General features: G+C 57.1%; 8 protein-coding genes. 7 read left to right on the top strand and 1 reads right to left on the bottom strand.

All coding sequences use genetic code 11. The features are described 5' to 3' along the window. Positions 1-73 precede the first annotated feature (73 nt). The 4 genes from dapB (at position 74) to CCHOA_RS06340 (ending at position 4,835) form a co-directional block, all read left to right on the top strand. Entirely contained in the window at positions 74-817 is a 744-nt protein-coding gene (dapB, locus tag CCHOA_RS06355; protein WP_123928367.1) for a 4-hydroxy-tetrahydrodipicolinate reductase, read from the top strand. A gap of 52 nt (positions 818-869) precedes the next feature. Then, positions 870-1,625: an FAD-dependent thymidylate synthase gene (gene thyX, locus CCHOA_RS06350; RefSeq protein ID WP_123928364.1), complete on the top strand. Its 756-nt coding sequence runs from the start codon at positions 870-872 to the stop codon at positions 1,623-1,625. A 265-nt stretch (positions 1,626-1,890) separates the two neighbouring features. Further along, positions 1,891-2,799, top strand: a complete 909-nt coding sequence (gene dapA / locus CCHOA_RS06345; RefSeq protein WP_123928361.1) for a 4-hydroxy-tetrahydrodipicolinate synthase — start codon at positions 1,891-1,893, stop codon at positions 2,797-2,799. Beyond that, positions 2,796-4,835, top strand: a complete 2,040-nt coding sequence (locus tag CCHOA_RS06340; protein WP_123928359.1) for a ribonuclease J — start codon at positions 2,796-2,798, stop codon at positions 4,833-4,835. Before dapA ends, CCHOA_RS06340 begins: the two co-directional genes overlap by 4 nt. A 350-nt stretch (positions 4,836-5,185) precedes the next feature. Here CCHOA_RS06340 and ald read toward each other — a convergent pair whose 3' ends face one another. Then, positions 5,186-6,304: an alanine dehydrogenase gene (gene ald, locus CCHOA_RS06335; protein WP_123930940.1), complete on the bottom strand. Its 1,119-nt coding sequence runs from the start codon at positions 6,302-6,304 to the stop codon at positions 5,186-5,188. 593 nt (positions 6,305-6,897) lie between these two features. Between ald and CCHOA_RS06330 the strand changes: the two genes are divergently transcribed. From CCHOA_RS06330 to CCHOA_RS06320, 3 genes are all read left to right on the top strand, one after another. After that, positions 6,898-7,563, top strand: coding sequence for a TIGR03085 family metal-binding protein (locus tag CCHOA_RS06330; protein ID WP_245992094.1), 666 nt, complete (start codon positions 6,898-6,900; stop codon positions 7,561-7,563). Positions 7,564-7,817: 254 nt separating this feature from the next. Beyond that, a complete protein-coding gene (locus tag CCHOA_RS06325) occupies positions 7,818-11,450 on the top strand; it encodes an FtsK/SpoIIIE family DNA translocase (RefSeq protein ID WP_123928356.1) in 3,633 nt (1,210 codons plus the stop codon). 627 nt (positions 11,451-12,077) lie between these two features. Continuing rightward, positions 12,078-13,085, top strand: coding sequence for a TerC family protein (locus CCHOA_RS06320; RefSeq protein ID WP_123928353.1), 1,008 nt, complete (start codon positions 12,078-12,080; stop codon positions 13,083-13,085). Positions 13,086-13,251 lie beyond the last annotated feature (166 nt).

Genomic DNA, 13,251 nt, shown 5'->3' with positions numbered 1-13,251 from the left:
CTCATAACCGGGAACCACACTTGCACCAGCAAGCAACACCCCCCCAACAACCAACCCACAGGAGAACAAACCCATGACCATTCGCGTAGGAATCCTCGGAGCACGCGGCCGAGTAGGCCAAACCATCGCCGAAGCCGTCGCCGCAGCCGACGACCTCGAGCTTGCCGCCACCATCGACAAAGACGACAACCTCCAAACCCTGGTAGACAACAACGTCGACGTCGTCGTGGACTTCACCACCCCGGCAGTCGTCATGAACAACCTCGAATTCGTCACCACACACGGCATCCACGCCGTCGTCGGCACCACCGGCTTCGACGACGACCGACTAGAACAAGTACGCCAGTGGTGCAACAACTCCGATGCACACGTGCTTATCGCCCCCAACTTTGCGATCTCTGCAGTCCTGACCATGGAATTCGCCAAACAAGCCGCCCGCTTTTTCCCCTCCGCAGAAGTCATCGAAATGCATCACCCCAACAAACTCGATGCACCATCCGGCACCGCCATCCACACCGCTCGCGGCATCGCCGAAGCACGCGCAGCAGCAAACATGGACCCCCAACCCGACGCAACAGACCAAAGCCTTGATGGAGCCCGCGGAGCAACAGTAGACGGCATCCCCGTCCACGCCGTCCGCATGACCGGTGCCGTCGCCCACGAAACAGTGATCTTCGGCGCCCAAGGCCAATCGCTCACCATCCGCCAAGACTCCTACGATCGCACCTCCTTCGTCCCCGGGGTACTCGTCGGCGTACGAAACATCAGCAACCACCCCGGTCTCACAGTAGGCCTCGAACACTACCTCGACATCTAAACCATTCCAGGACACCAGCAAATCCACCCACCGCACCGACCCGGAGAACCCTATGGCGACGCACAGCAGCCTATCGGTCCAACTCATCGCATCCACCGAATTTCATCCACCCGTCGACATTCCGTTTTCCACTAGCGCGCCGGGGGGACAAGCGGTGGCCGAGTTCGCCGGTCGAGCATGCTACGAATCCTTCGACAAACCCAACCCACGAACCGCCACCAATGAGGCATATCTTCGCCACATTCTCGAAGTTGGGCACATGGCAGTACTCGAACACGCCAGCGCAACATTTTATGTGCGTGGTATCTCCCGGTCGTTGACCCAAGAATTTGTGCGTCACCGGCATCTGTCATTTTCTCAACTATCGCAACGGTTTGTGCACGACGGGCCAGACGCACATGTGGTCATCCCCGAAGTCATCGCCCAAGATCCGGTGCTTACTCAGCTTTTTGACCAAGTATGCGACGATGCCAGGTTTGCGTTCACCGAACTACTTGAAGCATTAGAAGATCGGTTTGCTGGTGAACCAAATGCGTTGCTGCGACGCAAACAAGCCCGCCAAGCTGCTCGGGCAGTACTGCCGAACTGTACAGAATCACGGGTGGTCGTCACCGGAAACTATCGGGCGTGGAGACATTTCTTAGGGATGCGTGCCACCGAACACGCCGATCCGGAGATGCGTAACCTGGCAGTGGAAATTCTGCGGCAGCTGCAAAAGGTGGCACCGGTGGTGTTTGCTGATTTCGAAATCACCACCCTCAGCGACGGTACAGTGATGGCCTCATCCCCGTATGTCAATGATTACTAAATAGTGTCCCGCACTCTCCGCTTTCGGGCAGAGTCCGCACCGCAGCAGCCAGTCGTTGCACAAGCTGGTCGATAGCAACCGGTAGCAGCACACCAATGCTGCAATCGACGAGGTCTGCTCCAAGACAAGATACATCGCTGATCGCTGCATACGGCAGAGGATGGCGGCGGGGGACACCCGTCACACCGGGAAGTTGGCGGTGCCCACGGGTCGAAATAGAACCCCGAAATGTAGATTTGTGATAGTTCCAGGTAGCCTTACAGATATGAGTACAGGATTGATTGCCACCAGAGGCGCGAGTTCGTTCGGAACTGTCGCTGTCGCAATGGTGACCCCGTTTGGATCTGACGGGGCGCTTGACGTTGCCGCCGGACGAAAGCTGGCAGCAACCCTGGTCTCGCAAGGATGTGACGCACTCGTACTTGGCGGCACCACTGGTGAATCGCCAACTACCAGCGACGCTGAAAAAATCACCCTCATTAAAGAAATTCGCCAAGAAGTCGGCGACAAAGTGATTCTTTGCGCTGGTGCCGGTTCCTACAACACCGCACATTCGGTAGCGCTTGCCAAAAAAGCAGCCGACGCTGGTGCTGACTCGTTGCTAGTGGTCACCCCGTACTATTCGAAGCCGCCACAAGAAGGCGTCTATCAGCACTTTAAGGCTGTAGCCGGAGCTACCGACTTGCCGATTTGTCTCTACGACATTCCCGGCCGGACAGCAACACCAATTGCAACTGAGACAATCCTTCGGCTAGCAGAGCTACCTACGGTCGCCGCGGTCAAGGATGCCAAAGGTGATTTAGCAGCTGCTGCTGCCTTAATTCAGCAAACAGAGCTTGCCTGGTATTCCGGTGATGATCCTTTGAATCTCGCCTGGCTAGCTGTTGGTGCTTCCGGGTTTATCTCTGTGGTCGGCCACGTTGCCGCCGATAAATTGCGTGCCCTCTATGATGCGTGCGCTGCAGGTGATCTTGCCCAGGCGCGACGCATTCAACACGAACTTCTACCGCTGACCCGTGCCCAAGCCATGCTTGGCGGGGTGAGCTTTGCGAAAGCTGCACTTGACCTTGTCGGGCTGCCAGTCGGGGATCCTCGACTGCCACAAATCCCGCCATCAGTTGAGCAGCAAACACTTTTACAACAATATTTACAACAAGCTGGAGTAATTTCATGACAGAACCCCGCAATCGATCCCGAAAGGCGTCCCGGCAGGCCGGCCCGCCAGCGGCAGCAGAAACACAAGCCGCAGCAACTACACCATCCAACGGGAACGAGTCGGGTGATCAAGCCGCTACCAAACGACGTGGTTCACGAACCCGCTCGCGTGGTGGACGTGGCAAAGACACCGCCGCACAGGCAGCACAGCAGTCATCCCGCGACGGTGCACCAAAAAATTCGAACAATCGCGGATCGGCAGGCCAGTCACGGCGAACCGGTCGTACCGTTGTGAAGCTGATGCAAGGCGCTGACCTGACTGAACGTCTACCTGAGCCGCCAAAAGCACCACGCGACGGTATGCGCATCGTCGCCCTCGGCGGTATTTCGGAGATCGGTCGAAATATGACTGTCTTCGAATATCAGGGTCGCCTTTTGCTGCTTGACTGCGGTGTGCTGTTTCCCTCATCGGGGGAACCAGGGGTCGATCTGATTTTGCCGGACTTCTCCTATATTGAAGACCGACTCGACAAAGTTGAGGCGCTTGTGGTCACCCATGGCCACGAAGACCATATCGGCGCAATTCCGTGGCTGTTGAAACTTCGCCCGGATTTGCCGATTGTCGCCTCCAAATTCACTTGTGCGCTGATTGCTGCGAAGTGTCGTGAGCATCGCCAAAAGCCAAAACTCACCGAAGTAACCAATACTTCGGATGTGAAGTATGGGCCGTTCCAGGTGCGGTTCTTTACCGTCAACCACTCGATCCCTGACTGTCTTGGTGTCGTACTCACCACCGGTGCCGGGACAATTCTGCACACTGGCGATATCAAACTCGACCAGACCCCAACAGACGGCAAACCAACTGATTTGCCGGCAATCTCCCGCTACGGCGACGAGGGTGTGGATCTGTTCATGTGCGATTCGACCAATGCTACTGTGCCGGGCATCTCCGGCTCGGAGGCAGACATTCGCCCAACGTTGAATCGTCTGGTTGCTGATGCGAAACAGCGCGTTATTCTGGCTTCCTTCGCATCAAATGTCTACCGCGTGCAGACTGCAGTGGATGCTGCCGTTGCTGCTGGTCGAAAGGTTGCTTTCTCTGGCCGGTCAATGGTGCGCAATATGGAAATTGCCACCCAGTTAGGCTATTTGAAGGCACCAAAAGACACCTTTATCACCATGGATGATGCGGCAAAAATGGCTCCGCACAAGGTGATGCTGATTACCACCGGCACCCAGGGTGAACCGATGGCAGCGTTGTCCCGGATGGCGCGCCGCGAGCATCGGCAAATCACTGTTCGCGACGGTGATCTTATTATTCTGTCGTCTTCGCTGGTTCCTGGGAACGAGGAAGCTGTCTACGGTGTGATCAATATGCTTGCCCAAATCGGGGCGACAGTTGTTACCGGTAAAGATGCAAAGATCCACACCTCCGGACACGGCTTCGCCGGCGAGTTGTTGTTCCTATATAACGCGGTGCGTCCGGTCAATGCGATGCCGGTGCACGGTGAATGGCGCCACCTGCGGGCTAATAAGGAACTTGCTGTATCCACCGGTGTGGAACGTGACAATGTGGTGTTGGCGCAAAACGGTGTCGTTGTCGATCTGGTTGATGGTCTCGCGCGGGTCGTTGGACAAATCCCAATCGGTCACCTGTATGTCGACGGTGTCACCATGGGTGATATTGACGATGAAGTGCTTGCCGATCGTACTTCTATGGGCGAGGGTGGTCTGATCTCGATTACCGCAGTGATGGATAACCGCACTGGCCTACTGCTCGGCATGCCGACGGTAACTACTAAGGGCTTCTCTGATGATGCCGGTGACATGATGCCTGAGGTGCGGGACATGGCACGCGATGTGCTCCATAATCTCGCCACTGAAGGGGAAAATGACCCTTACCGCATGGCACAGAAACTGCGGCGAAAGATTTCCCGCTTCGTAGAGTCGAAGTGGCGTCGCCGTCCTATGGTGGTTCCTACGCTGGTGCCGATGTCTAGCGCCGATGTCGAGGTGAACGAGGACGATGTTCGTCGTTCCCGGCCAAGCCTGTAACAGGTGTTTCGTCTTCCCTCGGGGACATCGCTTTGTCCCCGTACAGGGTGGGTTCGATTCGATGATTGAGGATCGGCTGTATTTGCCAGCTGGCTGTTTACCGATCTGACGTCAACGCAAAACCACACCCCAACTTCGTACAGCCTTTTTGTGCGAAGTCGGGGTGTGGTTTTATTGCTGTAGGTCACTACCAAAAAAGCACAGGGGGGCAACACACATGCCCCGTTGCTTGTATCGAGGCGGGACAAAACCGAGTGAACTCACACTGGGAGGTTTCGCAGCGGTGATACAGCAGCGGGGCTTATCGTATGGGATTTCAAGATAGATGGTTGCCTAGGCAGCGATAGCTGTTATCGGGCAAGAACGTCGTCGACGGCGACAAGCTCCCGGTTGAAAGCATCGGCTACGGGCTTGTTCGTGATGTGCCCGGCGTGAGTGTTCAAACCAAGCGCCAACGCATGATCACGCCGGAGTGCTTCTTGCCATCCCAGATCTGCTAGCCGCACAGCATATGGCAGTGTGGCGTTCGTCAGCGCAATAGTGGAGGTGCGTGGTACTGCACCGGGCATGTTTGCAACACAGTAGAAGATTGAATTGTGCACCGTGAAGGTGGGATCTTCATGGGTGGTGGGATGCGAGTCGGCAAAGCAGCCGCCCTGGTCAATGGCGATATCGACAAGTACCGAACCCGGTTTCATTTCTTTGACGAGATCGTTGGTGACCAGTTTTGGTGCTTTCGCCCCGGGGATGAGCACTGATCCGATCACCAGGTCGGCTTGGGTGACTTGCTCGGCGATGGTGAGACTGTTTGAAGCCAGGCCTTGGACTTTGTTGTCGAAACGCCAATAAATGTCACGGAGTTTGTTGAGATCAGTGTCCAAAATCGTGACATTGGCGCCCATGCCGCTGGCGATTGCGGCAGCATTTTGGCCGGCTGTGCCACCGCCAAGGATGACAACTTTGGCGCGTTCCACTCCGCCAACACCGCCCATCAGGACACCGCCGCCGCCGTGGTAGGCGAACATCGCGTTGGCGCCTACCTGTGGGGAGAGACAGCCGGCTACCTCACTCATCGGATAGAGCAGCGGCAGCAGTCCGCTATCGAGCTGTACGGTTTCATAGGCGATTGCGGTGGTTCCAGCCTTGAGGAGCGCATCAGTACCTGCTTGGTCGGCGGCCAGGTGGAGATAGGTGAAGAGCAAGAGATCGTCGCGAAGGAATTCGTATTCTTGGGCGATGGGTTCTTTCACCTTGAGCACCATTTCGCCGGTTTCCCAGGTGGCCGCGGCGTCTGGGGTGATGGTGGCACCTTGGGCAACATAGTCCTCGTCGCTGAAACCGGAGCCAACCCCGGCATCGTGTTGGACGAACACTTCGTGGCCGTGGGCTACCAGCTCGCGAACACCAGCAGGGGTGATTGCAACCCGGTATTCGTGGTTTTTTACTTCCTTAGGGATGGCGATGCGCATCGTCATTGACTCTTTTCTTTTGAGGATGGTTCCTGGTTTCCCGGGGCTGACCACGTTGCCGTGGACGGGGATGCATCTCGGGGCGCCAGTCGTCAATTGTGTTGTGATCTATTCGAATCCCCACCGATGGTGCGGTGTAGGTCACGGTTTGTGTGAATGTCAATGATCATACGTTCCGCGTGAAGGAAACGTGCGATGGTTCAATTTTCCACAATGCCTAGATGGTCGATGATCGGGTCGTTGGTTGGTGCGAGAACAACGAAGTTGCGCAGGGCTGAGGAGTGGAAAAATCGGCGTTGGCGGGCGAGAAAAACGGGAGCTTTAGTTGCTTAAGCATCACTTCAGTTATTGTCAGCCGGGCAGGCGACGGGGGTAGGGTGTCAGTGCCCCCGATTCGGTGGTTGTGAAGACCTGTCCGTGTGTTCTTTCTGCACTCTTGCGGTGATTTTTTTCTTGAGACGACCACTCGTTGATTCGAAAAGGCCGATCGGTTCAGGTGGTGGGAAACAGCTGTGATTTGGGTGAGCTGTGTCAGGCGTTGGTATTGCTTCCCCAAAGTTCGGTAGCGATAAGTGTTGGCGTTGAGTGGTTCGATGAAACGTTTCAGTCGGCGTCGGTTAAGCTTGGCGGTTATGGATCTTGCCCAACATGAACGACATGCTCTGGCGGCGTTGCTGCGCGACGTTGGACCTGACGCACCGACTTGCTGTGAGGGATGGAACACCCGTGATTTGTTGATTCATTTACTTGTGCGGGAACGTCATCCGCTGGCGGCGGCCGGTATGTTTTTCACTCCCGCACAAGGGCTACTTGAGGCACGTAGTCGAGAGTACGAGCGCGAGCCTTTTGCGACATTGGTGGATTCTTGGGCGGCGCGGGAGTCACAGTGGTTGCCGATGCGGTTGGCAGACCGAATGGTTAATGCGGCTGAACATTTCGTGCATCACGAAGATGTGCGCCGCGCAATGCCGCAATGGGAGCCGCGTCAGTATTCCGCGGAGATGGAAGATTCGCTGGCGGTGATTGCAGAGCGAATGCTGCCGTTGTTGCTGCGCAAGTCCACCCGTCCGGTGGTGGTTGTTCCGGATGGTCGAAAGCGTATTTTGTGTGCGGATAGACGCGGTGTCACGAAGCGCGGAAGCGATGTTGTGCACGTATTTGGTGCGGTAGGGGAGTTGTTGTTGCTGGGCTTTGATCGGCCGGTGGTCGGGGTGACCTTTGATGGCGACAAGTCACATATCGTTGCCAGCACGGTGTAGTTTTTCGCACCATTTCCCGGGAGGCAACGTTTGCTGACGCACGGCTGCTGATCTGTTGGGGATGCTGATTATTCACACTGGTGGGGTGGGCGTCGTTGCTGGGTGGCTGCGACTCCTGCGACACGCCGAAAATCAAGCCTTAGGTCTTGATTGTTTTGCTGCGTGGTGGCGCAAACTGGGGGAATAGCACCCTGCTGAAGGGGAGGCTGTGACCTATGTGACTGGTGTGAGCATTTTGGTTTACAGTAGAGGGTATGCCTTCGACCCAGCGGAGAACATCTCCTGGCACCCGATCACGTTCCACGCGACCGTCGCGTCCTGAGCTGCCCCCACCGGATACCCGAGCAATGGGCGCTCGGTCGCAGGTTGCAGCAAGTACGACCAGTGAACGCACCCCCAGCGCGGTGGGTGCTGTTGGTGATGCGGTGGGTGCGGCCGGGTCAACGATTGCCCACGGTGTTGGTTCCGCTGTACGGGCGGTTGGCGGTTTGCTGCGCCGATCGCCAAAATCTGCCGATGAGAATGAACAGCCCTCAGCACAGACTCGGACACGCAACCGGGCGACTGCGCGCACCCGTGCTGAGCAGACTGCGAAAAAACCTGCACCGCGCGGCTATGACGATGTTGATGCGGCAAGCAGTTTGGATGATGACCCAGCTACCATGCCAGCATTTGCCCGGTCTTCAGGCGACAACGGGGCAAATCGGGAACGCGGAAGTCATGCCGACTCCTTGGCGCTCGTCGCCATGGCGCTGGCGATTGTGGTCGGTGCCGCGGTTTGGTTCGATGTGGCAGGACCTGTCGGTCAATGGTTTGAAGCAGCCATCCGATATGTGATTGGTGCCGGCGTGCTGGTGATCCCGCTGCTGCTGGTGGCGTGGGCACTGCGGTTGATGATGGTCGGCCGGGATCGCAACCAGGTGCAGTCCCGTGTCGTGGTTGGGCTGCTTCTTGTTGCTATTGCCATCCTTGGCATGGTGCATGTCTTTGCTGGACTGCCAACTGAGCCGGAAGGGCGCGCCGCCGCAGGCGGCCTCATCGGGGCGCTGGTGGGCGGTACCTTAGCGCTTGGGTTTACCTCCTATATTGCTGTTCCATTGCTGGTATTGCTGGTGATCTATGGGGTGTTAAAAACTACCGGTATTGCCGTCCAAGATGCGGCAGCTGCAGTAGTGGGATTGATCCCCGAGTCAACCCGGCAAACCCTTGCCGATTTGGTGAAGTTTGACAGTGGTGCCGCCGGGGATCAGCGACGCACGCCTGCCTATGGTGGCGAGCAAGCAGAATCCGATATGGCGGCAGCTGGGTTTACCCAGGAACCGCCGGCGGCGGGATATCACAGCCTGGAGTCGGCTGCTCACCCACACGGTGAGAACCGCTATTCCAGCGATGTCGATGATGCCTTGCCTTTTGACGACTATGCGGCGCAAGAACCTACTGTCGTCATCGATCGTGACGGTGCCCAGCCACAGCGGCGCTATCCGGTACAGGACTACACAGCCACCTCGCCGACCTCTCCGGTGGAGTTGCCGTATCCGCCGGTCAGCGAGATGACTGCACCAACCGCTGCTGTCCGCCCTCGGCCACGGCCAACCCCCAGGGAGGCTGCCGCCCAATACGGTGAAGCCTTGGAATCATCGTTTTATCCGCCAGCAGCCCAGCCTACTGTCGAGCCAGCAGCAGCGACGCCGGCGCCGGCAGCACAACAAGCCTCCTGGCAGGATGACAACCCGACACCAGAAGTGCCGCAACCGGCTGCACCGAACGAAGCTGTCGCACCACCGGTAACCCGCCAGACCCCCGGGAAGGATCAGGAATCTTCGCGGGTGTCACCGCAACGTTCGGTACCGACCTATGAAACGTTGGCACCGCTTGATACACACCAGCGACAAGCAGCCCAGTCCACAGTTGAAGAGTCCCAGCCGCAGCCAGACGAATCACTGCGTGAACCCGCCGCACCCGCAACCCCGGTGCCTGCACAGCCCGCAGCCCAACCAATCCAACCTGCGCAGCCCGCGCAGCGGGCGGCAGCTTCCGCTGACATCAATCGAGCACCTGCACCGGCATCGACACGGAAACAATCTGCGACAGTAGCGGGCAGCGCCTCAGCTGCGGCGGTCGCCGGGACGGCAGCCGGCGCGGCGCAGGCAGCCCACCTGGCAGCCTCCGCCAAAAACACGGGACGCACAGCTGCCGCCGCTGCCGCAGGTGCCGCCGCCGGTGCTGCTGCCACTGCAGTACCTGCCCGGATGCAACCCCGGCCGGCTGCCAAAGACTCCGCTAACCCGGGGAACAACCCCTACTTCCAAACCGGTCCGAAACCTGCCCCACGGCGCGACCCAGAACCGGAACACGGCTATGTTCCTCCGAGTGCTGATTTGCTCATACCCGGCAAACCTGCAAAAACTCGGTCCAGTGCAAACGATCAGATGATCGACAACATCACTGCGGTATTCCAAGAATTCAAAATCGATGCCCGAGTCGTCGGCTATATGCGCGGGCCCACAGTCACCCAATATGAAGTGGAACTCGGCCCTGGGGTGAAAGTTTCTAAAATCACCGCGCTGCAGCCCAACCTCGCCTACGCGGTTGCAAATGACAGTGTGCGACTACTTACCCCAATTCCAGGGAAATCCCTCGTCGGTATCGAAATCCCGAACTCTGACAGGGAAGTAGTCAACCTCTCCGATGTGCTGCACGCCGACAGTGCTGCTGGCAACCCTGATCCGATGGTGATTGGTCTCGGCAAAGACATTGAAGGACAGTTTGTTACTCATTCGCTGCAGAAAATGCCTCACCTACTCGTGGCAGGCTCAACCGGCAGCGGTAAGTCCGCATTTGTCAACGCCATGCTGGTTTCGCTGCTTACCCGTGCCCGCCCCGACGAAGTCCGCCTTATCTTGGTGGACCCGAAGATGGTGGAGCTCACCCCATACGAGGGAATTCCGCATCTCATCACGCCGATCATCACGCAGCCGAAAAAAGCAGCGGCTGCACTGCAATGGCTCGTTGAAGAGATGGAACAGCGGTACATGGATATGAAAGCATCCGGTACCCGACACATCAAGGACTTCAATCAGAAGGTGAAAGCTGGGCAAGTCCCAACACCGAAGGGATCCCAGCGGGAGCTGCAACCCTATCCCTACATTGTGTGTGTCGTCGACGAGCTCGCCGATTTGATGATGACCGCACCAAAAGAAATCGAATCATCGATTGTGCGCATCACCCAGAAAGCTCGCGCCGCCGGTATTCACTTAGTGCTCGCCACCCAGCGTCCCAGCGTTGACGTGGTCACCGGCCTGATCAAATCAAATGTGCCATCCCGGCTAGCGTTCGCCACCTCGTCGCAAGCCGATTCACGAGTCATTCTGGATCAGCAAGGTGCTGAAAAACTTATCGGCATGGGTGATGGATTATTTATTCCCCAAGGTGCGTCGCGCCCCACACGTATTCAAGGCGCCTATGTTACCGACGAGGAAGTCCAAGCAGTTGTGGAAGCGGCCAAGGCACAAGCTGCCCCGCAATACACCGAAGGGGTAACCGAAGAGAAAGTTGATCCGGCCAAAGCGATCGATGAAGAAATCGGCAACGATATGGAAGATCTGCTGCAAGCCGTTGAACTGGTTGTCTCCTCCCAGTTTGGTTCTACTTCCATGCTGCAGCGCAAGCTTCGGATCGGTTTCGCGAAAGCAGGCCGACTCATGGACCTCATGGAATCCCGTGGAGTCGTTGGGCCTTCTGAAGGGTCGAAAGCCAGGGAAGTGCTGGTGAAACCAGAAGACCTAGAATCAACCATTTGGATGATTAAAGGCGGCAACCCAGACCAAGCCCCTACTAGTGAAAACAGTGGGGTGGTGGACGCGAACCCCACCACCGGCATGGCATAGCCGGGAACAACGTCAACTCGACCCCGCGGCGGCAGCACAGCAATAGTGCTGCCGCCGCGGTGGTTGAAAACCAACCATATCCGGCAGCAGGCGGAGATACCACCACTTCGCACCGGCTATTACTTGCGCTAGAGCTAACCGGCCCGACTGGGTGAGGGCTCGTGCACCGGCGGGAACCGTAATCGGCTAATTGTTGGTCTTAGAGAACACCGTGTAGTGTAAATCACCGCCCACCTGAGGGGAGTATCCCAAATCGTTTCGACAGCACCCGTCAACACGGAGCTTGCCTGCAACGTCGATATTGGTGGGTGTGCAAGGAATACGTCGCACACCCTCCGCTTGCAGACTTCTACAGCAAGCCCCGGGGCTGTCGGTCAGTGACCCCGCCATCAGCTTGAAACATAGCGGGTGTCACCGGCGGGAGAGACCTCTGGTACACCAGGCGCGTCCAAACACTGCACCGTACTGGCTGCTGGCTTGCGACCGCTGACGAACGGATCACAACAGCACCGTGTGAGCAACATCCTCCGTTGGGAGGCAGTTACACGACGGAAGTGTCGCGTCCTGGTTGGCAACGTTGCACTTGTCGTTGTTGAGAACCCCTGAAAGGTGTGGACTTTCCCCATCATGCATGTCACAACTACAACCTGGATCATCACCGTGGTGGTGCTTCTTGGGTTTATTGTTTTTGATTTCGTCTCCCATGTGCGCAAACCTCATGCCCCAAGCATGAAGGAAGCCTCTGGCTGGATGTTGTTCTATATCGCGCTAGCCTGCCTATTTGGCGGTTTCCTCTGGTGGAAGTGGGGCGGACCGGAAGGTGCCCATCAGCACGGAATCGAATTTTTCGCCGGCTATATCACCGAACTATCGCTAAGCGTCGATAACCTCTTTATTTTTGCGCTGATCATTTCCTCCTTCAAGATTCCCCGGGAGGATCAGCAGAAAGTACTGCTGATCGGTATCGCGATCGCCCTCGTGTTGCGGGGGCTGTTTATTGCTGCTGGTGCTGCTGCGCTTAACGCCTGGTCATGGGTGTTTTACCTGTTTGGTTTCTTCCTCGTCTACACAGCTGTCAAACTCATCGTCGATGAGATCCGGGGTGTGGAGGAAACCCACATCGACGACATGCTGGTAGTGAAGTGGACGCGAAAGATTATTCCGGTTTCTTCCCATTTTGATGGCGATCGGCTCATCACCCGCGTGGATGGCAAGCGGATGGTGACCCCGCTTGTTGTGGCCTTGGTGTCTATCGGGTTTATCGACTTGATGTTCGCCTTCGACTCGGTGCCGGCGATCTTCGGTCTCACCCAGGAGCCATACATTGTCTTTACCGCTAACGCTTTTGCGTTGATGGGTCTGCGGCAAATGTACTTCCTGCTCGACGGATTGCTTGAACGCTTGGTGTACCTGCCGTATGGTCTTGGATTTATTCTTGCGTTTATCGGCGGCAAATTGCTGCTTCACGCATTGCATGAAAACACGTTGCCATTTATCAACGGTGGCGAGCCGGTGCATGTGCCAGAGATTCCAACAGTGGTGTCACTGATTGTGATTGTCGCCTCGTTGGCTATCACCGCTATCGCTTCGCTGCTTAAAACCCGCCGCGATCATCGTTCGTCGGCGGCCGTCTAGCTGCACCACGATGAGGCTACAAGCTGCACGCCATACTCGGTGCGTGCTGTGAAATCGGCAAGCTGTAGCCCTTGTACCCAGCATCGCATGACCAGGGAATCCTAGCGTGATTGTTCACATACGCCCTGAGCGATAAACAAATCCGGCTGCCCCACCAACAGCAGAT

This window comes from Corynebacterium choanae, assembly GCF_003813965.1.
GTDB lineage: Bacteria > Actinomycetota > Actinomycetes > Mycobacteriales > Mycobacteriaceae > Corynebacterium > Corynebacterium choanae.
Note: the sequence above shows the minus strand (reverse complement) of the source record. Positions and strands in the feature narration are given on the sequence as shown.